This window comes from Hyphomicrobium sp. 802 (assembly GCF_000526135.1).
Taxonomy (GTDB): Bacteria; Pseudomonadota; Alphaproteobacteria; order Rhizobiales; family Hyphomicrobiaceae; genus Hyphomicrobium_B.
Window position 1 is genome coordinate 3,315,030 of sequence record NZ_JAFM01000001.1, and the last position, 20,239, is coordinate 3,335,268.

Consider the following 20,239-nt stretch of genomic DNA (forward strand, 5'->3'; position numbering starts at 1 on the left):
AGGAGTGCATGCTGAAAGCCCCCTCGACCCGGGGCTCAATCCGAGAGGAATGGGCTTTTATGAGCCGACAGAGACGTTCGCCTGGAATGGATGAGACAGGCATACGGCGCGGCCGTTCGAATGAGCGACCTGTCCATACCGCCTTCGCAACATGCGATCCTGCGATGCGCCGCGGGCTGCTTTTGGGCAGCGGATGCGGGCTCGGCCGAGTTGCCGGTCAAATACGGACTCACACCTGCCTCGTCCCATCGTCAGGGCGACGGAACTGCCGACGAACGCAGTACTTCGTCGAGTTAATCTGCGTCGCGGAGGGTTGTCACGCGGCTTTGGCCCCGATGCGCTCTTGCCGCCACCTCGCCGGCCACCTAAGAAGAGCGGTGACGCAGCCCGGCAACAATCGTTGCAGAGCCATCGAGTGCCCATCGGGCCAACTTCCGCATATTTCAGGCAATGTCTCACAACACTTTCGGACATCTGTTTCGCGTGACGACCTGGGGCGAAAGCCACGGCCCGGCCATCGGCGCCATCGTGGACGGTTGTCCGCCGGGCATCGCGCTCGAAACCGGTGAGATCCAGGCCTATCTCGATAAGCGCAAGCCCGGCCAGTCACGCTTCACGACCCAGCGCCAAGAGGCCGACGCGGTCAAAATCCTGTCCGGCGTGTTCGCCGATGCTTCGGGCAAGCAGGTCACGACCGGAACGCCTATTGCGCTTGAAATCGAAAATACCGATCAGCGCTCGAAGGACTACGGCGAGATCAAGGACAAGTTCCGTCCTGGCCACGCTGACTTCACCTACGACGCCAAGTACGGCATTCGCGACTATCGCGGCGGCGGGCGGTCGTCGGCGCGCGAAACGGCGTCGCGTGTGGCTGCTGGCGCCGTGGCGCGGAAGGTCATCTCCGGCGTTAAGATTCGCGGCGCGCTGGTGCAGATCGGGCAGATCAAAATCGATCGCGGCAACTGGGATTGGGACGAGGTCGGCAACAATCCGTTCTTCTCTCCGGATAAGCAGGCGGCAGAGCACTGGGCCGACTATCTCGACAAGGTGCGCAAGGCCGGTTCGTCCGTCGGCGCCATTATCGAAGTTGTAGCGGAAGGCGTGCCGGCAGGCTGGGGGGCGCCGCTCTACGGCAAGCTCGATCAAGACCTCGCCAGCGCGATGATGTCGATCAACGCCGTCAAGGGCGTCGAAATCGGTGAAGGCATGGCGTCTGCCGAGCTGACCGGCGAGCAGAACGCGGACGAAATCCGCATCGGCGATGATGGCGCGCCTGATTTCCTATCGAACCATGCGGGCGGCATCCTCGGCGGCATTTCGACCGGCCAACCCATCGTTTGTCGTTTTGCGGTTAAGCCGACGTCTTCGATTTTAACGCCGCGCCGGACGATCGACCGTCAAGGCCATGAGACGGAACTCATCACGAAGGGTCGCCACGATCCGTGCGTCGGCATTCGCGCCGTACCGGTCGGCGAAGCGATGATGGCGATTGTGCTCGCGGACCATTTCCTGCGGCATCGCGGCCAAATCGGCGGGTAATTTCGAGGGCCGACCCATCGCGCAGCATCCAAAGATCGTCATTTTGACTGGCGCGGGACTGTCGGCCGAAAGCGGCGTTCCGACGTTTCGCGATCCAAACGGCATGTGGGCGAAATACGATTGGCGCGACGTCGCCACGCCCGACGGTTTTCAACGCGATCCGGCACTCGTGCTGAATTTCTATAATGCGCGGCGGCGCGCTCATCGCGGCATCAAGCCCAATGCTGCGCACATCGCTTTGGCGCGTCTCGAAGCCGAGCATGGCGGCGTGACGGTCGTTACACAGAATATCGACGCGCTGCATGAAGCCGCCGGATCGCATTCCCTCATTCACATGCACGGTGAGCTGTTCAAGGCGCTGTGCACCTTCTGCAAGCATCGGGTCCCCTGGCAGGGCGATTTGCTGGTCGATACGTCGTGCCCCTATTGCGGGCTGCCGGGCGGAATGCGGCCGGACGTCGTCTGGTTTGGCGAGATGCCGTATCAGATGGGGCGGATCACGGGGCTTCTTGGAGAGGCTGATCTTTTCCTGTCGATTGGCACGAGCGGGCACGTCTATCCGGCGGCCGGCTTCGTGGCGGAAGCGCGTGAGCACGGCGCGCGCACGGTGGAGCTCAACCTCGAACCGTCGGAGGGTGCGAGCCAATTCGACGAAGCCATCTACGGTCATGCGACCGAGATCGTTCCGGCCTTCGTCGATCGTATTCTATCCGGCCGCTAACGTCGAAAGACCGCGACGACCTCGACGTGTGCGGAATAAACGAACTGATCAACCGGCGTAACGGATTCGATCTTATAGCCGCCATCGACGAGATGGCGCGCGTCGCGTGCGAGCGTCGCTGGATTGCAGGACACCGCAATAACAGTCTTCACCTTTGAGCGCGCCAAGCGCTGCGACTGCGCTTCGGCCCCGGCACGTGGCGGATCGAAAACGATAGCGTCGTGCTCATTGAGTTCCAGCGGCGATAGCGGATCGCGGAAGAGATCGCGAACGACGGCGCTAATTGGCTTTAGCCCAGATGTTTTTTTTGCGCCGTCGCCCAGCGCCGTCACCGCGGCCTTGCTGCCGTCGAACGCGGAGACGCGGGCCTTCGCTGCTATCGGAAACGTGAAGGCGCCGAGGCCGCAGAAGAGATCGGCAACCTTTTTCGTCTTTCCGAGCGCAGCGACGATACGCTCAGCGATTTCGCTCTCGGCGGCTTCGACGGCTTGAACGAATACGCCCGGCGGCAACGGAACTTCCACCGCGCCGAACGTCAGGAAGGGGGGCATCGTTTCGACGACGACGTCGCCCGCTACGACGAGACGTGCGAGTCCCATCGTGCTCGCCGCGGACGCAAGTCCGGTTCGGATTTCCGGCGAAAGTTTGCGTTCCGTGCCATCGACTTCGACATCAAGCCCGGACTTCGTGAGCGTGATCGTAACGCGCGCTTCATCGCGTTTCGGAAGCAGCGGCGCGATCAATTTTCCGACGACCGGCAATGCCGTAACGATTTTCGGCTCCAGCACCGGACATTCTTCGATGGCTACGAGATCGTGAGAGGCGGCCTCGTGGAAGCCAAGCGCGACGCCAAACTGCGAACGGATTGCCTTGAGCGCCGCACGGCGGCGGTGCCCGGCGGGGCGCTGCAATTGACCGACCTCAGGTTCGAGGCCACGCGCCTGAAAAGCGTTGACGACGAGATCGCGTTTCCATGCCGCGTAACTGTCCGACGTCAGATGCTGCACGCTGCAACCGCCGCATTTGCCGAAATGTTTGCAGACCGGAGCGATGCGTTCGGCACTCGGTTCGAGCACGCGCAGGAGGCGCCCGCGCTCGCCTTCGACTTCGGCTTCGATGCGTTCTCGCGGCAGCGCGAACGGTACGAAGACCATCCGCCCATCGACTTCGGCGATGCCATCGCCTTGCGCGCCGAGACGACTGATGACGAATTCACGCTCAGCCATCGTAGCGCGCTCCGAGCAGGAATTCGGCGTTGCCGGAACCACCGAGAATAGGCGACGGCATATCGCCGACGACCGTCCAACCGGGCTGCGCGGCGAGCCATTCGCGGACGCTGGCCAGCACGCCCAGACGCGCGGCTTCATCGCGTACGATGCCGCCGCTGCCGACGTTATCGCGGCCGACTTCGAACTGCGGCTTTACGAGGATCACAGCCCAAGCTCCGCGTGAAGCGAACCGCAAAACAGTGCCCAAAACCTTCGTGACGGATATGAAGCTGACATCGACCACGACGGCGGAAACGCTCTCTGTTATTTCGTTTGGCGTCAGCGCACGCGCATCGATATTTTCGAGTGAAACGACGCGTGGATCGTCTTTCAGGCGCGCGTGTAGCTGACTGGTGCCGACGTCGACGGCATAAACGCGGCGTGCGCCCTGTTCCAGAAGCACCTCGGTAAAGCCCCCGGTCGAAGCGCCGATATCGAGCGCAACGCGACCCGTCGGATCGAAGCCGAAGCGCGCGAGCGCGGCAGAGAGCTTTTCCGCGCCGCGCGAAACGTAGCCCGGCGCATCCGAGGCAACGGCGATGGCAGAATCGCTCTTCACGTCGAAGGCCGGTTTGTTGCAAACAGCGCCGCCAACCGAGACGAAGCCGCGCTTTATCAGGTCCTGAGCGCGGGCGCGCGACGGCGCTAGTCCGCGGGCCACCAGCATCTGATCGAGCCGCATCACCGGGCCGTCAGTCAAATGTCAACGTCAGTCGGGCCGGATGGCGTAGCGGCCGGAGCCGTTCGCGAACAGCAGCAGGAAGCCGCCGGCCATGCAGACGTTCTTCATGAAGTTCGTCATCTGGGCTTGGTCGGCGAAGTTGCTGTGAAAGACAGCGGCGGCTGCCAAGCAAAACGCGGCGAGCGCCAAACCGGCGTAGCGAGAGAAGACACCGAGCAGCACGGCAAGCCCGCCGATGACCTCAAGTGCGATGACGAGCGGCAGCAGGTTGCCAGGCAAGCCGTGCGATTCCATGTACGCCTGGGTCTGCGCGTAGCCCGAAACCTTGTTGATCCCTGCTGTGACGAAAATGGCGGACAGAAGTACCCGTGCGGCCAAGCTGACGAGCGCGTGCATGTGTGTTCTCCCGAACGGCGAGCTGGTTAACGCGCAGATGTGCGCATCATGCCCGCTCGCTTAGCATGTCTGCGCGGCCAAGGGCAGCAAAGACCGTCTCGACGATGCCTGAGGCATTAAGCCGTGCGGCTTCGTACATAGCTTCGGGTTTGCCATGGTCGATGAAGACGTCGGGCAAAACTTTGGGACGGACGCGAAGACCGCGATCCAGCAAACCCGCGTTCGAAAGAAACTGCAGAACATGGCTGCCGAAGCCCCCGATGGAACCTTCTTCCACGGTCACCAGGACTTCGTGATTGGTCGCGAGGTCGCGAATGAGGGCCTCGTCCAGCGGTTTTGCAAAGCGCGCGTCGGCGACGGTCGTGGACAGGCCGAAACTCGCGAGTTGATCCGCCGCCTTCAGACATTCCGCGAGCCGCGTGCCGAGCGACAGCAGCGCAACCTTGGAGCCTTGGCGGACGATACGGCCCTTGCCGATTTCGAGCGGAATGCCTTCGGCCGGAAGCTCTACGCCGACGCCCTCGCCGCGCGGATAGCGCAGCGCGCTCGGGCGGTCGTCGATCTGGGCTTGGGTCGCGACCATGTGGACGAGTTCGGCTTCGTCGGCCGCCGCCATGATGACGAAATCCGGCAGGCAAGCGAGATAGGCAACGTCGAACGATCCCGCATGCGTTGCGCCATCAGCTCCGACAAGTCCGGCGCGGTCGATGGCGAAGCGGACGGGCAGCTTCTGAATGGCTACATCATGCACGACCTGATCGTAGGCGCGCTGCAGGAAGGTCGAGTAGATTGCCGTGAAAGGCTTATAACCCTCCGCCGCGAGTCCCGCCGCGAACGTGACGGCATGCTGCTCAGCGATGCCGACATCGAACGTGCGATCGGGAAATTCCTTGCCAAAATAGTCAAGCCCCGTACCGGACGGCATCGCGGCGGTAATTGCGACAACGCGCTTATCCTTTCGCGCTTCAGCAATCAGGCTATCGGCGAACACCTTCGTGTAGCTCGGCGCATTCGGCTTCGGCTTGTCCTGTGCGCCCGTCACAACGTTGAACTTATTCACGCCGTGATATTTATCCGGCGACGCTTCGGCTGGTGCGTAGCCCTTGCCCTTCTGCGTGACGACGTGGACGAGGATCGGCCCCTGCTCCAGATCACGGACGTTCTTCAGAACGGGCAGAAGCTGCTCGAAATTGTGACCGTCGATTGGGCCGACGTAATAAAAGCCGAGTTCTTCGAACCAAGCCCCGCCCTGCCACAGATGACGCGTATATTCTTCAACGCGCGCGGCGCGGCGTTCCCACGCCTTCGGAAGCATCTTGGCGAGCTGCTTGGCGTAGTCACGGAGGTGGACGTAAGTACCGCTCGACGTCACACGTGCGAGATAAGCCGAGAGCGCGCCAGTAGGCGGCGCAATCGACATATCGTTGTCGTTGAGCACGACGATCAAGCGTTCGTTGCGGGCACCGGCGTTGTTGATCGCTTCGTAGGCCATGCCGGCGCTCATCGCGCCATCACCGATGACGGCGATGACGTTGTTCGACTTGCCGGTCAGGTCGCGCGCAACGGCCATGCCGAGCGCTGCGGAAATGGATGTGGACGAGTGCCCGGCGCCGAAAGGATCGTAGACGCTCTCCTCGCGATTGGTGAACCCCGCCAAACCGCCGGGCTGGCGCAAGGTGCGAATCCGGTCGCGGCGGCCGGTCAAAATTTTATGGGGATAAGCCTGATGGCCGACGTCCCAGATCAGACGATCGTCCGGGGTGTTGAAGACCCAGTGCAACGCCACGGTCAATTCGATGACGCCAAGGCCCGCACCAAGATGGCCGCCCGTTACCGAAACGGCGTCAATCATCTCGTCGCGAAGCTCGGCCGCAAGCTGAGGCAGCTGATCTTCCGACAACTGACGCAATTCGTGCGGCGTCGCAATTTTATCGAGTAATGGTGTCTTGCTCACAATAAAACCTTGATGCGGCGATCGGCTTTAGACCTAGAGCGCCCGAGACAGGCCGTTCGAAAGGGACGCTAGCATGCCTTTGGGCTATCTTCGATCCCCCAAAGAGCGCTGCTACGGACCGGATGTAATGCGCCCGCGTGCCGCAGACGTTTAAAAAACCAGTTGACGTCCAAACCGCCCAAAGCGGAATGACGCCTCAAAATGGCGCATCGCCGTTCTTGTCGAGTGGGGCAGTGCCTGACGGCGTGCCGTCAGCGCCAAGCGTCAGTTTTTCGACTTTGGCTTCAGCCGCTTTCAGCAGTCTGTCGCAATGGTCGCGCAATGCTTCGCCGCGCTCATAAATTTCAATGCTTTCTTCAAGCTCGACGTCGCCGCGTTCAAGCTTGCCGACAATGACCTCCAGCTCCTTCAAGGCGCGTTCGAAGGTCATCTCCTTGATGTCAGCAAAGCTTTTTGCCGGAGCCGGTTTGGTCGTCGTCGTCATAATCGTCCTGCTTTCGTGGCGCAAACGGGCGGATGTACCGAAATTCCGCTCAGACGTCTGCGTCCAGCAATGCCTTTACGTGGGCGGCGGTCGATAGGGCAAGCCCCTTCAGATCGTACCCGCCTTCGAGCATCGACACGATTCGCCCTTTTGCGTGGCGCCGCGCCATCTCTGCGAGCGCTTCAGTCGCCCAGCGGAAATCCTCCTCGACAAGTTCGAGCCCGGCAAGCGGATCGCGCTGATGCGCATCGAAGCCTGCAGAGATCAGCAGCACATCGGGGCTGAAATTGTGGAGAGGCGTCAGAATGCGGCTACGGAACGCCTCTTCGAATGCCTCGCGCCCGTCGCCGGAGCGCAGCGGTGCATTGAATATATTGCCGACGCCGGTCTCGTTCAATGCACCCGTACCCGGGAAGAGCGGCATCTGATGCGTCGAGCCGTAGAACAGGTCTTTATCGGACCAGAAAATTTCCTGCGTACCGTTACCGTGGTGGACGTCGAAATCGACGACGGCCACACGCTCGGCACCGTACTTCGCGCGAGCATAATGCGCTGCGATCGCGATGTTATTGAAAAAACAGAAGCCCATCACGCGATTGCTCTCGGCGTGATGGCCGGGCGGGCGGACCTGACAGAAGGCGTTCGTGACTTTGCCTTCCATGACGAGATCGACGGCATCAAGACCGGCGCCGACGGCGCGGCGCGCAGCCTCCCAGGTGCCGGCAGACGCGATGGTATCGGAATCGACATGGCGCGCCCCGCCATCAATGTGTTCGATAGAGGCTGTCACGTCAGCGAGGTGCGCTGGCCCGTGCGTCATTGCGATATAAGTTTTGTCATCCTCACGCAGCGGTGCGTCGCGATGAAAAAGATCGTCGAAGACTGAAGCGGAAAGCGCCTTGTCAATCGCCCGCATCCGGTCCGCCCGCTCGGGATGATGCTCGCCGGTATCGTGTTCCAGAAAAGCCGGGTGGGTGATCAGGACCGTCGTCATTTATCGCGAGGGTGGCTCCGAAGCGTTATGAGGTCAACTCCGAAAGTCGCGCGATCTGCACGCCAGGCGGCGGTTTACTGTCTGCCGGAACGAAGAAGTCCGGCGCAAGCGGCACCGACTTGTCGACGCGATAGGATCCAAAGTCTGTGACGCCGCCCACATCATAAAGAAACGTATCGTCGATCAGAAAGTTTCCGGTGAACGTCTTCGCCGGTTGGTTAAAAACAAGGTGTGCCGCGTCGGCCACGATCTCTGGCGTCCGGCTCATGCGCATGAGCTTATCGCCGCCGAGAATATTCTGCACGGCAGCCGTAGCAATGGTCGTACGCGGCCAGAGAGCGTTGACGGCAATGCCATTGGGTTTCAATTCGTCGGCGAGACCGAGCACGCAAAGGCTCATGCCGTACTTGGCAATCGAATACGCGACGTGGCCCGAGAACCATTTGGGATGCATATCGAGCGGCGGCGACAATGTGAGAATGTGCGGATTTTCGGCGCGCTTCAGATGCGGCAGGCAGATCTTCGAGGTTAGAAACGTGCCGCGCGTGTTCACTGCGAACATCAGATCGAAACGCTTGATCTCGGTCTTTTCAATCGGCGTCAACGATATGGCGCTGGCGTTGTTGACGCAAATGTCGATGCCGCCGAAACGTTCAGCCGTTTGCGCCACGGCGCGTTCGACATCCCCTTCGTTGCGAATATCGCATTCGAGCGCGAGCGCCGATCCGCCCTCCGCTTCGATCTCTTTTGCGGCCGAATGAATCGTGCCTTCGAGCTTGGGATTAGGATCGACCGTCTTGGCGGCGATGGCGATGTTGGCGCCGTCGCGGGCCGCTCTTTTCGCGATGGCCAATCCGATGCCACGGCTGGCGCCCGTAATGAAGAGAGTCTTGCCCTTGAGTGCCGCCATGCCACTGCTCTCATTCCGACGCCAGACAGGAGATAGCCTAATCTCTTGGCGGACCCTAGGTAAGGGGTGACTTCGATTGCTTAAACAGGAAAGACTGAGGCTCGGGATTTCCGATTTATTCGGTTTTGCGGAAATTCGGCGGGCGTTTCTCGAAAAAGGCCGTGAAAGCTTCGATGGCTTCAGGCGAGCGCAGGCGTTCGCGGAAGGCCGCAACCTCTTCGTCCATGCGGGCGAGAATTATCTCGGGGTCGCCACGCATCAAGCGGCGCGCAATGGCAAGCGCTTCCGGCGGTTTGGCGGAGAGCCGCTTGGCGGCGCCGAGGACGGTGGCTTCAAGATCGCTCGCGGGCACGATGGCGTTGACGAAACCGGCAGCGAGCGCATCGTCAGCCGACAACGGATCGCCGAGCGCCAACATGGCGAAGGCCCGCGTGTAGCCCATACGGGCCGGCATCAGCAGGCTTGAGGCGGCTTCGGGCACCACACCGAGATCAAGAAACGGAGTGGCGAACGTCGCGTCCGGCGCGGCGTAGACAAGATCGCAATGGAACAGCAGCGTCGTGCCGATGCCAATGGCGTTGCCATCGACGGCGGCGATCAGCGGCTTCTTGACGACCGGCAATAGGCGGATGAAGCGCACGACATTCTTGTCGAGGCCACCGGTGCCGCGTGCGGTGGCAAGAAAGTCGCCGATGTCATTGCCAGCCGTGAACACGCCGCCCGAGCCGGTGAGAATGTGCGCGGCAATCGTATCGTCCGCGTCTCCCGCTTCGATGGCATCGGCTAGCGCGCCGTACATGGCGCCGGTCAGCGCGTTTTTCTTCTCGGGTCGAGCGATGCGGAGAATCTGGATGGGGCCATCGCGCCAGATTGCGATTTCTGCTGTCATGCGAACACCGCTCCATGCGCATCGACCAGCACGGCATCTGCGCCGTGTTGCACGGCATCAGACAGACCGCGGGCTTCGGTCAGAATATTTTCGGCGAAGAACCGCGCGATTACGATGTAGGGCGATGCAGCGTCTTTCGCGAGGGCACCCTTCGCGAGGTATGTGCCGCCCGTAACGAGGCTCATGAGCCGCAGAAAGGGCGTCGCCGACGCCAGCGCCTTTTCTTGATTACCGGGAAGGATTTGCGCCATCCAGAGGGTGGCCGTTTGAAGTGCACTCAAGCCTTCCATCAAGCGCTGCGTCATGTGACCGAACTCGCCGCGTTTTGCAGCGCGCACTGCGGCGATAATGGCGCCGAGTTCCCCGAGCAGGCTCGTCATCGCAGAGCCGCCGTCGAGCGTCAGCTTGCGCGTGACGAGGTCGATGGCCTGGATGCCGTTCGTGCCTTCGTAGATCGGCAGGATTCGCGCATCACGCAGGAATTGCGCAGCCCCCGTCTCTTCGACGAAGCCCATGCCGCCATGCACTTGAACGCCGAGAGAAGCGACCTCGTTGGCAATATCGGTAGAGAAGGCTTTTGCGAGCGGCGTCAGCAGAGCGGCGCGATTGCGGGCCGCGACACGCTCTTTTTCATCTGCCGCGCGATGGGCGACGTCGAGTTCCTTGGCCGTCGCATAACAGAGCATGCGCGCGGCCTGCGTCAGAGATTTCATCGTCAGCAGCATGCGGCGCACATCGGCGTGCTCGATAATCGGGCTCATGCTGCCGGGATCTTTGGCCGCGAAGCTTTTGCCCTGAAGACGTTCCTTGGCGTAGGTGACAGCGTGCTGCGTCGCGCTTTCCGCAACGCCCACGCCTTGCGCGCCGACACCGAGCCGGGCGGCGTTCATCATCACGAACATGTTCGCGAGGCCGCGGTTTTCTTCGCCGACGAGGTATCCGATCGCGCCGCCGTTCTCGCCGAACTTCATGACACAGGTCGGGCTTGCCATGATGCCGAGCTTATGTTCGACACCGGCACAGATGACGTCGTTGCGCTCGCCGAGCGAGCCGTCGTCACCCACAAGAAACTTAGGGACGAGAAACAGCGAGATGCCGCGCGTTCCGGCCGGCGCATCGGGCAGCCGCGCTAGGACGAGATGGATGATGTTCTCAGCCATCCCATGCTCACCCCAGGTGATGAAAATCTTCGTGCCGGTTATACGGTATGTTCCATCGCCTTGCGGCACTGCACGCGTCGAGAGCGGGCTCAGATCGGAGCCCGCGTGCGGCTCGGTCAGGTTCATGGTGCCGGTCCATTCGCCCGCCACCATTTTGGGGAGATATTTCGCTTTCAGCGCGTCGCTTCCGCCCGCTTCAATGGCATGAATGGCGCCCTGCGTCAGAAGCGGGCAGAGACCGAAAGACACATTCGCAGCGTTCCAAATTTCGCCGACAGGTGTGGCAGCGATTTCGGGCAAATCCTGGCCGCCGTATGCCTCCGAGCATGGCAGCGTGCTCCAGCCGCCCGCGACGAACGCTTGGTAGGCCTCGGCAAAGCCCGGAGGGGTTGTCACCTTTCCGTCAATGAGCTTGGAGCCGATACGGTCGCCTATTGCGTTCAAAGGTGCTAGGACCTCGGCGCCGAAATTTCCTGCCTCTTGGATGACGGCGATTATCGTTTCGCGGTCAAGCCCCGGATAGAGGCCGCGAGCGCCCATATCGCTGAGGCCCGCCACCGTCTCAAGGGCAAAGACAATGTCGTCTAGGGGAGCCTGATAGGTCATGGATCGTCTCTCGGTGCCGTTCGGTTTTGCATCAGGACACTAAGCCGAACGAAAGTACAAGCAAACCAGGTGACATACCAAATGCTGGGCAGGATCGTACCCGCCAACAAAGAATGGATTGCCGAAGCCGGACAAATGATCCGAGCGGGTGCGCTCGTCGCATTTCCGACTGAAACCGTGTACGGACTCGGTGCCGACGCGACCAATGGTGAAGCGGTCGCTCGCATTTTCGAAGCCAAGGGCCGGCCGATTTTCAATCCGCTTATCGTACATGTTCTCGGACTGGAGCAGGCACTCATCATCGGCGTGCTTTCGCCCGCTGCGCGTCGTCTGATAGAAGCGTTCTGGCCCGGTCCTTTGACGCTCGTGGTGCCGCGCACAGAGACGACGGACGTCAGTCAGCTCGTCTCGGCAGGACTTCCGACCGTTGCACTGCGGTCTCCTGATCATCCGGTTGCACGCGCGCTTCTCGCGGAAGCCCATCGTCCGCTGGCGGCCCCGTCCGCCAATCGCTCGGGGCACGTCAGCGCGACACGCGCCGAGCATGTTGCGGCCGACATCGGCGGCAAGGCCGCGCTCATTCTTGATGACGGCCCGACGAAACTCGGGCTCGAGTCAACGGTGGTCAGTCTTGTCGACGGTGCCCCGGTGCTGTTGCGTCCCGGCGCCATCACCGCGGAAGCAATCGAAGAAGTTATCGGAGAGCGCCTGATACGGCGCGAAGAAGCAGGCGATCATCTCACATCGCCTGGGCAGCTTGCGAGCCACTATGCGCCACGCGCGCGCTTGCGTCTGAATGCCTATGAGTGGAAACCGAGCGAAGCAGTGATGGCGTTCGGTGCGATCTCGGAGCAACCGGCACGCGCCTTCGTCAACATCAGCGAGGGCGGCGACCTGATCGAGGCGGCGGCAAATCTTTTTGCGACGCTGCGCACGCTCGATGCTTCCGGGGCGGACTCCATCGCGGTAACGCCTATTCCGCAGAAGGGCCTCGGCGAAGCGATCAACGACCGGTTGCGGCGGGCGGCAGCGCCTCGTGAGCAGCTCTAGAGGCTGCTGACCATCACAACGATCTTATTGACAAGCGGTGCGAGGATCGGGCTTTGCGCCACGAACCCGTTGAACGTGTCCTGCACCGACCCGAACGCATGCATGATGCAGGGAATGGCAGCGTAGATGCCGCCATAAAGCAATGCCGTGCTGATTCCGTTCGTGATCAGGTACCGACGCAACATTCCTGCCCCCCCAAACAAAGCCGGTTAACGCTTCGTTAATGAGAGCACGCGGGTGCCGCCAGGCTCAAGGCCTTTAATCAAAGCATGGTGAATGCGTGTTCCAGAATGGGACGAACGGTGCCGTTAGGCCTTCGTTTGCTCGACGACCTTGAGGCGATGCTGATCCGTCTCGATTTTCGCCTTCGTCGAGGGCCAGCTGGCGCTGATCCAATCGTCGGTGCCGAACAGCCAGTACATGAACCGATGACGGCGATGATACCGCTCGATGATGAACTTGTTCATCTGGTCCATGTGCGTGTTCAACGCGCTCAGGGTCTCAGCCGGAAGCGCGGTATCTCGGTCGATCTCACCGAGCCGGTTCATGATGGCCGCGACGTCGCTTGCGGAATCGGTGCGCCATTGATCCATCGCACCGGCGAGCGTGTGCTGGTTCTGATTGACCTTGAGAAGCGCTTCATGAACCTCGGTGAGGTCCTGCGTGTAGGCTTGATGCTTAGCGGCGGCCGTTTCGATCTCGGCAGCGATCGCGCTTTCGGCCCCCTTCACCCGTTCCGACAGATTGGTGAGAAGCTCGGTCAGCGAGCCTGAGTGCGTATCCACCTTGCCGAAAAGGCCGTCGAACTTTTCCGACAGACCGGCGACGTTCCCGGTCAGGCTTTCAAGGTTTCCTGCAAGGCCCGCGACGTTGCCCGACAGACCTTCGACGTTGCCCCATAGTCCGTGGATGCGGTCGATGCCGCCAATGATTTCATCGGTTCGTCCATCGCCCGTCGGCGTCGCGAGTACCTGGCCGACGCCGTCTTCGAGGCGGGACAGGCGATCGCCCAATTCGACGAAGCCGCTCTGATGGCTGCCGAGGACCGCCTCTTCGATGATGTCGAGACGATCGCTGATCGGCTTCAAATCAACGGCCTGACGGATGTCTTCGAGCGCCGTGCCGCCTTCTGTCTGGACAGGGCGTTGCCTGATCGTCTCTTCCAATTCCTGCAGCCGCGTCGAAAGCACGGACCATGACTGCGACATTTCCTGAAGGCGCAATTCAAGCGCGGCTTCGATGTCGCCGAGTTTTGCGACGAGCCCTGACGTGTCAACGGCGGCGACGGGAGCGGCGGGGCCCCCTTCGCGAAACGCAGATTCGAGCGAGCCGATCCGGTCAATCAACAACGCATGCGTTCGGCCCTGATCGTCTTGGTGGGCGACGGTATCGCGCGCGAAGTCCCGCACGAGGCTTGCGATGGCGTGCCGCTCGTTGGAGAGATCCTGCCCCAGCGCCCGCACAGCTTGTTCGAGCGATTCAATGCGAGAATTCTGCAGCGCGTCTGTCTGAGTGCCGAGATAATCGTTGCGATAAAGGGGACGCCCGTAATCGACCGCATAACGCGGTGGCGCCGCATAGCGGGGCTCAGGGCGCGTCAGCGGCGGCAACGGTTCGGCGCGCGCGACAAAGCGCAAAAGCAGTTCCGAGGCGCCGAATTCGCCGCGGTGATCGAAGAGAACTTGTAAAAGGTCGTCGACCGATACCGCCGTGTTGCGACGCGCCGCGAGTGCCGTTGCAAACTTCAGCACTTCCGCCAAATCTTCCGAGCGGCGCGGGGAAACCGGGCCACTTCCCGGCATCGCCGGAATATCGCCCGCGATGATCGCCGCAGTCTCGCGTTTCAGGGCGACGACGCGGATGCCATGTGTTTCAAGGGCTGCCGCAGAGGCGTCAAGGCGGGTCATGGCATTCAAGAGATGTTCGACGCGAACCTCTCCGGCGCGATGCGCTGCGGCGATGTCATAGGCTTGATTGAAGCAGGCAAGAACGGTGTCATCGACCAGCACGGGACCGGCAAGAAGCGACCCGCGCTTACCGTTCGACAGTGCCGCCTCGGCCGGCTGAATGACCTCGCTTGGTGTCCAGGTCTGCGACGTCCTGAGATCGAGATCCTCGCCGTGATACGCCATGTCGTCGTCTCCCCTCTGTCGCTCCGCGCCGTCCGTCGCCGCGCGCCTCGAAAACCCAAACACCCCAACCGCGTCGAAGCTATGTACTTGCCTATGTCGGCAAGGTCTTGACTTTTAAGACAGCATTTAGGTTAGCGCCGTTTCATTTCGGGGGCGAGTCGCAAGCGGCAGATACACAGCAATTCCCTCCCAACCCGTTGCCAGGAAGGCCTGCTCTTAAAGCAGCAGACCAAAGGCCGCTGGTGTCTGAAGGTCGGGGCCTTCGGCGCGAACATCATTAAGTGCGGGGTTGACGGGCGTGGTCGTGAGGAGCCCGGCGGCGAAAGGCATCATCAGGTCGAGGATATGCTCAGCCGTGCCCGAGCGGCAGTCGAGCCAGCGCTCGAAGTTTTCTGCCGTGATGATCACAGGCATGCGGTCATGGATGGGCGCCATATCGGCGTTTGCAGCGGTCGTCAGGATCGTCACCGTCTCGATCTCGCTGCCGTCGGCACCGAGCCAGTCTTCCCACAATCCGGCCAAGGCAAAAAGATCGTGGTCTTTCAGACGGATAAGATGCGGCTGCCGCGCCGATCGCTTGCCGCTCCACTCGTAGAAGCCGGTCGCCGGAATGAGACAGCGGCGATGGCGCAGCGCGCCGCGAAAGGCCGGTTTTTCGGCCGCCGTCTCAGCACGGGCGTTGATCAATGGCGCACGCAATGCCGCCGGGTCGCGTACCCATGACGGGATCAGACCCCAGCGCACCAGCCGAAGCTCGGGAACGCCCTTGAGATCGTTGCGTGCAATCAGAACGGGTTGCGTCGGCGCGATGTTGTAGCGCGGCGGGAAATCGTCAACGGCCGGTACATCGAAGAACGCGCGTACAGCCTCCGGTGAAGATATCAGACTGTAGCGCGCGCACACGAAGGGCCGTCCTTTTGATGCCTTATGATTCGGGACTATAAGCGTTGACGGATTCGCCGCCAGGGACGGCTTTGACTGAGCGAACCTCAACGTGCTGGACGCCCGCGTGAAACGCCACTGCCGCAAGCTCTGCCAATACCTTGTTATGCTGATGCTGGCGCTGTCAGCAGTCGGCGGGCAAGCATTCGCAGCATCCGATAGCAAGCCCTATGACGACCGCCTGATGCGGCTTTCCGAAATTCTTGGTGCCATTCACTATCTTCGCGAACTCTGCGGCGCCAACGAAGGCCAATACTGGCGCGACCGCATGCATGACTTGATGAATGCCGAAGGCTCGACGGCGCTGCGACGCGCGAAACTCACGCGTGCCTTCAACCAGGGGTATCGCAGCTACAGCCGAACCTACAATACTTGCAGCCCGTCGGCACAAACGGCCATCACGCGTTTTCTGTCGGAAGGGTCTGAGCTTTCGGATGGGATGCTGAAGGCTTTCCCCAACTAAAACGTCAGCGGAGCCGGTCGCGAGAGGCGCATATCGTTTCTCGCCGGTTTACTGTGAATAGTGGCAGCTACGACCTACCGCAAATTGTCATGCTAGGTGACAATAGATGGGGGCCGCCCGTGCGTGGCGGTCAGGGTTGAGGGAAGGATTGTAACGGTATGCAGTGTTTCGAGGATCTCGATACGAAAAATCCGACGTTAAAGGCGCTCGATCTAATCCTCGCTGCTTGGGATGAAGGGGTGGATACCGGCGTTGAGCCGCAGCAGATGGCCTACGCGGCTCTGTTCACTGCGCTCACCGATCTCGTTGCGATCTACGGCGAGGACGCCGTCATTCATTTGACGCGCGGTCTTGAGAAGCGCGTCGTCGAGGGGGAATTCACGCTAGCGCGGCGCGACCAGTAAAGCGCCGCAATCGGGGAAGCGGCGTCAGAAGCGTCCAGCCTTCCAGATGACTTCAGCGATCAGCACCGCACCGAAGATCGCGAGCAGCAGGCCCGCGATCCGGTTGATGCGGTTGAGCATGCGCAGATCGATGTGGTGACGGTAGCGCCCGATCAGGTTCGAGAGCGCGACCCACCACAGCATGCTGCCACTGGCAATAGCCGCTACCAGAAGAAGCACATCGATCGTCGAGTGAACTTCGACGAATGTGCTGATGCCTCCGAAAACCGCAAAAAGCCCGAGGACGGCGCCCGGATTGGTGATTGTCAGAAAAAAAGTCTGCGGGATGTCCCAGACGAAATCCTTCAAACGGGCGGAAGAACCGTCGGTGTCCAGTTTGAGCCGCGGGGCGCTGAAATAAAGACGCATCCCGAACGCCACCAGCGCGATGCCGCCGACCACCTGGATCACGGCGCGATGCGTTTCGACGACGCCTGAGATTGAGCCCACACCCAGGCCAGCGCACAACGCGATCAAGGCGTCGCCCGTCACCGAGCCGATGCCGGCCGCTATGCCGCCCCAAAAGCCGCGTTCGATCGCCCGCTGGATGCACAGAACGTTGACAGGGCCGACCGGGGCCGCAATGAGCATTCCGACAATCAGGCCGACCGGAATGATGAGCGGATTGGGGATGTAACTCAGCAAGGGGCAGAAGCTCGATGTCGGAAGTGGACTTCACCGGCGGCGGCAGGCAGACGCGCACCCTCCGCATCGATCGGAACGGGAGGAAAGCGCAGCAGCAGCGACGGCAAGCGCTCCCCCGAGCGGTGTGGAAAAGACATCAGCAGTTGGTCCCGTCAGCGTCCTTGACGACAATGGCGCGCACTCTCCTACTCGTAGTTGCGGCCGGCGCGCTTGTCTATGTCTCAAGGGCGCACGCGGAAGGTGTTCGCGGTCCAAAGCTTCCCGATCATGTGGCCGATGTGCGCGACGCAATCCTGACGGCGGCGCGCTCGGGCGATATCAATGAGTTGCAATCGGCCTTCGAGGTCAGCGGCAACATTCCCGATCTCGGCATCTCGCCACGCTCCGATCCCATTAAAGTTTTGAAAGACAGGTCGGCTGATCCACAGGGCCGCGATACGCTCGCGGCAATCGTCGAAATGCTGGACATGCCGCCATCGACGCTGCCGTTCGGCAACGACATCGAGAATAATCTGATCTACGTCTGGCCGTATCTCTCGACGCGTCAGCTCGACAAGCTGACACCGGCCGAACAAGTCGATCTCTATCGACTGGTGACACCAGAACTCGCCGCGGAAATGCGCAAGAAGAAGCGCTGGCTGTGGTGGCGCCTCGTGATTTCAGCCGATGGGACATGGACGCTGTTTAGGAAGGGCACCTAATCTGTCGGTGCTTTCCGTTGCTTAGCTTGCATATGCCGTCCAATTGCCGCAGAGGGGTGGTCACCGCCGCGGCTTGACTGTATTCCGCTCGTCACATTTTACGTGAAGAGCGAGGGTCTAGTTTCATGAAACGTTTGTCGCTTTTGGCGGCCATTATTTTTGGCTGCTTCCTGGCCGCACCGGCCTATGCCTTTCATCCTGCCGACGAAACCTACGGTTACGTTCCGCCGAAAAAATTTGCCAGCAAGCACAGCGCGAAAACCGATGCCGACAACAGCCAAGCTCTGTTCGGCATGGGCTGGGACTGGGGCCGCCCGCAAAAGTCTCATGATACCGATGACGAAGACGAGCGTGCCGACAACAAGCAATCGCTGACGGGCGGCGGCGAGCCGCGCATCGCCGCCAAGGCGCCGCCTAAGGTTTCGTTCCGCAGCAGTTATGCGCCGGGTTCGATCATTATCGATACGGCCGGGCGGCGCCTCTACTACGTGCTGTCGTCGAAAGCCGCCTACCGTTATCCGATCGCTGTCGGCAAGCAGGGCTTTGCTTGGTCGGGCATGGAAAAGATCTCGAAGAAGGTTGCATGGCCCGACTGGATTCCGCCCGCTGAAATGCGGGCGCGCAAGCCTGGACTTCCGGTCCGGATGTCGGGCGGCGTGCACAATCCACTCGGCGCCATGGCTCTCTATCTCGGCAACACGCTCTATCGCATTCATGGCACGAACGATGCGTCGTCGATCGGGACGGCATCGTCGTCCGGCTGCATCCGCATGACGAACGCCAACGTGATGCATCTCGCAAGCATCGCCGATGTCGGGACGACGGTGTACGTCCTGAAGCGGCTGCCGGCGAACCTGTCGCGCGTCGCGGACCGCGACGGCTGAACCTTGGTGGCTTAGCCGGCGTAGCCTTCGAGAAAGCCGACGGGCTCCCCGTGGGCGGGACTGACAATCTCGCCTTCCCACATCACCTTCCGGCCGCGGACGAACGTCCCGACCGGCCAGCCCTTCACCTTGACGCCATCGTAAGGCGTCCAGGCGGCACGGCTCTCGATCCAGGCGTTCGAGATCGTCTCTGTGCGGCTTAAATCAACGACGGTCAGGTCAGCATCGTAGCCGACGGCGATGCGGCCCTTGCCGCGAATGCCGAACAGGCGCTGCGGGCCGTGGCTCGTCAAATCGACGAAGCGCTGAAGCGACAAGCGTCCGGCATTGACGTGGTCGAGCATGATCGGCACCAGCGTCTGCACGCCCGTCATGCCCGAATGCGTATCGGGATAGACGTGGTCTTTTTCTTCGCGTGTGTGCGGGGCGTGGTCGGAGCCGAGCACATCGACGACGCCGGATTCGAGCGCGGCCCAGATCGCTGCACGATGGCGCGCATCGCGAACGGGCGGGTTCATCTGCACGTAGGTGCCGAGGCGTTCGTAGCACTCGGGGCCTTCGAGCGTGAGGTGGTGCGGCGTGACTTCTACGGTCGCGTAATTCTTGTGATCCTTCAGGAAGTCCATTTCGTCCGCCGTCGAGACGTGCAGAACGTGGACGCGCTTGCCGTGCTTCTCAGCAAGGCCGATGAGCTTCTTGGTTGCGATGAGAGCGGCCTCGGGGTCACGCCATTCGGGATGCGAAGACGGATCGCCTTTGCGGCGCAAATGCATCCGCGATTTCAGCCGCGCCTCGTCTTCGGCATGAAACGACGCACGACGCGAGATCTTGGCGATAATCTTGTCGAGCGAGACGCCGTCATCGACCAGAAGATCGCCGGTCGATGAGCCCATGAAGACCTTCATGCCGGCCGAGCCTTCGAGCTTCTCGAAATCCGGGATGTCGGCGATGTTGTCGCGCGTACCGCCGACAAAGAAGGCGAAGTCGCAGAACATGCGGTGACGGGCGCGGCGCACCTTGTCGGCCAGCATCTCGGCGCTCGTCGTCAGCGGCTTGGTGTTCGGCATCTCGAAAACGGCCGTGACGCCACCTGCGACAGCTGCGCGGCTGCCTGTCGCCAAGTCTTCCTTATGCTCCAGGCCCGGCTCTCGGAAATGGACCTGAGTATCAATGACGCCCGGGAGAATGTGCAGGCCCTGGGCTTCGATGATCTCAGGCGCGGACACGGAGCCCAGCTCGCCGATTGCTGCGATCCGGCCGCCCGATATGGCGATGTCGCGAATGCCCTCGCCGTCATGGTTGACGACGGTCGCACCGCGGATCACGAGGTCGAACGTCTCAGCCATGTCGGGGAACTCCTCAGTCTTGCCATCAAG

21 protein-coding genes are annotated in these 20,239 nt (G+C 61.4%); 7 read left to right on the plus strand and 14 right to left on the minus strand.

Annotated elements, in window-relative coordinates:
- Nucleotides 1-450: 450 nt before the first annotated feature.
- Nucleotides 451-1,539, plus strand: coding sequence for a chorismate synthase (aroC, locus tag HYP802_RS0116860; protein WP_024276185.1), 1,089 nt, complete (start codon nucleotides 451-453; stop codon nucleotides 1,537-1,539).
- A gap of 43 nt (nucleotides 1,540-1,582) precedes the next feature.
- Complete coding sequence (locus HYP802_RS0116865) at nucleotides 1,583-2,260, plus strand: NAD-dependent deacylase (RefSeq protein ID WP_280949182.1); 678 nt, start codon at nucleotides 1,583-1,585, stop codon at nucleotides 2,258-2,260.
- On the opposite strand, the gene HYP802_RS0116870 is transcribed toward HYP802_RS0116865, so the two are convergent.
- The 9 genes from HYP802_RS0116870 to HYP802_RS0116910 all read right to left on the minus strand — a co-directional run bounded on the left by HYP802_RS0116870 (nucleotide 2,257) and on the right by HYP802_RS0116910 (nucleotide 11,603).
- Complete coding sequence (locus HYP802_RS0116870) at nucleotides 2,257-3,486, minus strand: class I SAM-dependent RNA methyltransferase (protein ID WP_024276187.1); 1,230 nt, start codon at nucleotides 3,484-3,486, stop codon at nucleotides 2,257-2,259. The two genes, HYP802_RS0116865 and HYP802_RS0116870, sit on opposite strands and share 4 nt — an antisense overlap.
- Nucleotides 3,479-4,210 (minus strand): TlyA family RNA methyltransferase, encoded by a 732-nt coding sequence (locus tag HYP802_RS0116875; protein ID WP_024276188.1) that lies wholly within the window; start codon nucleotides 4,208-4,210, stop codon nucleotides 3,479-3,481. Before HYP802_RS0116875 ends, HYP802_RS0116870 begins: the two co-directional genes overlap by 8 nt.
- Before the next feature lie 27 nt (nucleotides 4,211-4,237).
- Entirely contained in the window at nucleotides 4,238-4,606 is a 369-nt protein-coding gene (locus HYP802_RS0116880; protein ID WP_013948569.1) for a DoxX family protein, read from the minus strand.
- Nucleotides 4,607-4,652: 46 nt separating this feature from the next.
- Entirely contained in the window at nucleotides 4,653-6,560 is a 1,908-nt protein-coding gene (gene dxs, locus HYP802_RS0116885; protein WP_024276189.1) for a 1-deoxy-D-xylulose-5-phosphate synthase, read from the minus strand.
- Between the two features lie 196 nt (nucleotides 6,561-6,756).
- Nucleotides 6,757-7,044, minus strand: a complete 288-nt coding sequence (locus HYP802_RS0116890; protein WP_013948571.1) for an exodeoxyribonuclease VII small subunit — start codon at nucleotides 7,042-7,044, stop codon at nucleotides 6,757-6,759.
- A gap of 49 nt (nucleotides 7,045-7,093) precedes the next feature.
- Nucleotides 7,094-8,038: a histone deacetylase family protein gene (locus tag HYP802_RS0116895; protein WP_024276190.1), complete on the minus strand. Its 945-nt coding sequence runs from the start codon at nucleotides 8,036-8,038 to the stop codon at nucleotides 7,094-7,096.
- 25 nt (nucleotides 8,039-8,063) lie between these two features.
- The gene (locus HYP802_RS0116900; RefSeq protein ID WP_024276191.1) at nucleotides 8,064-8,948 is read right to left on the minus strand and encodes an NAD(P)-dependent oxidoreductase; all 885 of its coding nucleotides are present in this window, start codon (nucleotides 8,946-8,948) and stop codon (nucleotides 8,064-8,066) included.
- A 115-nt stretch (nucleotides 8,949-9,063) separates the two neighbouring features.
- On the minus strand, nucleotides 9,064-9,837 hold the full coding sequence (locus tag HYP802_RS0116905; RefSeq protein WP_024276192.1) for a crotonase/enoyl-CoA hydratase family protein: 774 nt from the start codon (nucleotides 9,835-9,837) through the stop codon (nucleotides 9,064-9,066).
- Nucleotides 9,834-11,603 (minus strand): acyl-CoA dehydrogenase, encoded by a 1,770-nt coding sequence (locus HYP802_RS0116910; RefSeq protein WP_024276193.1) that lies wholly within the window; start codon nucleotides 11,601-11,603, stop codon nucleotides 9,834-9,836. Before HYP802_RS0116910 ends, HYP802_RS0116905 begins: the two co-directional genes overlap by 4 nt.
- Before the next feature lie 81 nt (nucleotides 11,604-11,684).
- On the opposite strand from HYP802_RS0116910, the gene HYP802_RS0116915 reads away from it, so the two are divergent.
- The gene (locus HYP802_RS0116915) at nucleotides 11,685-12,653 is read left to right on the plus strand and encodes an L-threonylcarbamoyladenylate synthase (protein WP_024276194.1); all 969 of its coding nucleotides are present in this window, start codon (nucleotides 11,685-11,687) and stop codon (nucleotides 12,651-12,653) included.
- Here HYP802_RS0116915 and HYP802_RS0116920 read toward each other — a convergent pair.
- The 3 genes from HYP802_RS0116920 to HYP802_RS0116930 all read right to left on the minus strand — a co-directional run bounded on the left by HYP802_RS0116920 (nucleotide 12,650) and on the right by HYP802_RS0116930 (nucleotide 15,688).
- Nucleotides 12,650-12,838 carry a hypothetical protein gene (locus HYP802_RS0116920; protein WP_024276195.1) on the minus strand — a complete coding sequence of 63 codons (189 nt, stop codon included), beginning with the start codon at nucleotides 12,836-12,838 and terminating at the stop codon, nucleotides 12,650-12,652. The two genes, HYP802_RS0116915 and HYP802_RS0116920, sit on opposite strands and share 4 nt — an antisense overlap.
- Before the next feature lie 123 nt (nucleotides 12,839-12,961).
- The gene (locus tag HYP802_RS0116925) at nucleotides 12,962-14,785 is read right to left on the minus strand and encodes a hypothetical protein (RefSeq protein WP_013948578.1); all 1,824 of its coding nucleotides are present in this window, start codon (nucleotides 14,783-14,785) and stop codon (nucleotides 12,962-12,964) included.
- 216 nt (nucleotides 14,786-15,001) lie between these two features.
- Nucleotides 15,002-15,688 (minus strand): SOS response-associated peptidase, encoded by a 687-nt coding sequence (locus tag HYP802_RS0116930; RefSeq protein WP_024276196.1) that lies wholly within the window; start codon nucleotides 15,686-15,688, stop codon nucleotides 15,002-15,004.
- Nucleotides 15,689-15,779: 91 nt separating this feature from the next.
- On the opposite strand from HYP802_RS0116930, the gene HYP802_RS0116935 reads away from it, so the two are divergent.
- Both HYP802_RS0116935 and HYP802_RS0116940 read left to right on the plus strand, forming a co-directional pair.
- Nucleotides 15,780-16,190, plus strand: a complete 411-nt coding sequence (locus tag HYP802_RS0116935; protein WP_244420890.1) for a TIGR02301 family protein — start codon at nucleotides 15,780-15,782, stop codon at nucleotides 16,188-16,190.
- 158 nt (nucleotides 16,191-16,348) lie between these two features.
- Complete coding sequence (locus HYP802_RS0116940) at nucleotides 16,349-16,594, plus strand: hypothetical protein (RefSeq protein WP_013948581.1); 246 nt, start codon at nucleotides 16,349-16,351, stop codon at nucleotides 16,592-16,594.
- 24 nt (nucleotides 16,595-16,618) lie between these two features.
- Here the strand turns inward: HYP802_RS0116940 and HYP802_RS0116945 are convergent, their stop codons facing one another.
- Entirely contained in the window at nucleotides 16,619-17,278 is a 660-nt protein-coding gene (locus tag HYP802_RS0116945; RefSeq protein WP_024276198.1) for a LysE family transporter, read from the minus strand.
- Between the two features lie 170 nt (nucleotides 17,279-17,448).
- Between HYP802_RS0116945 and HYP802_RS0116950 the strand changes: the two genes are divergently transcribed.
- Together HYP802_RS0116950 and HYP802_RS0116955 are read left to right on the plus strand one after the other, a co-directional pair.
- Entirely contained in the window at nucleotides 17,449-17,979 is a 531-nt protein-coding gene (locus HYP802_RS0116950) for a hypothetical protein (protein ID WP_245261505.1), read from the plus strand.
- 125 nt (nucleotides 17,980-18,104) lie between these two features.
- On the plus strand, nucleotides 18,105-18,863 hold the full coding sequence (locus HYP802_RS0116955) for a L,D-transpeptidase (RefSeq protein WP_024276200.1): 759 nt from the start codon (nucleotides 18,105-18,107) through the stop codon (nucleotides 18,861-18,863).
- 11 nt (nucleotides 18,864-18,874) lie between these two features.
- Here the strand turns inward: HYP802_RS0116955 and HYP802_RS0116960 are convergent, their stop codons facing one another.
- Nucleotides 18,875-20,209, minus strand: coding sequence for a dihydroorotase (locus HYP802_RS0116960; RefSeq protein WP_024276201.1), 1,335 nt, complete (start codon nucleotides 20,207-20,209; stop codon nucleotides 18,875-18,877).
- Nucleotides 20,210-20,239: the final 30 nt, after the last annotated feature.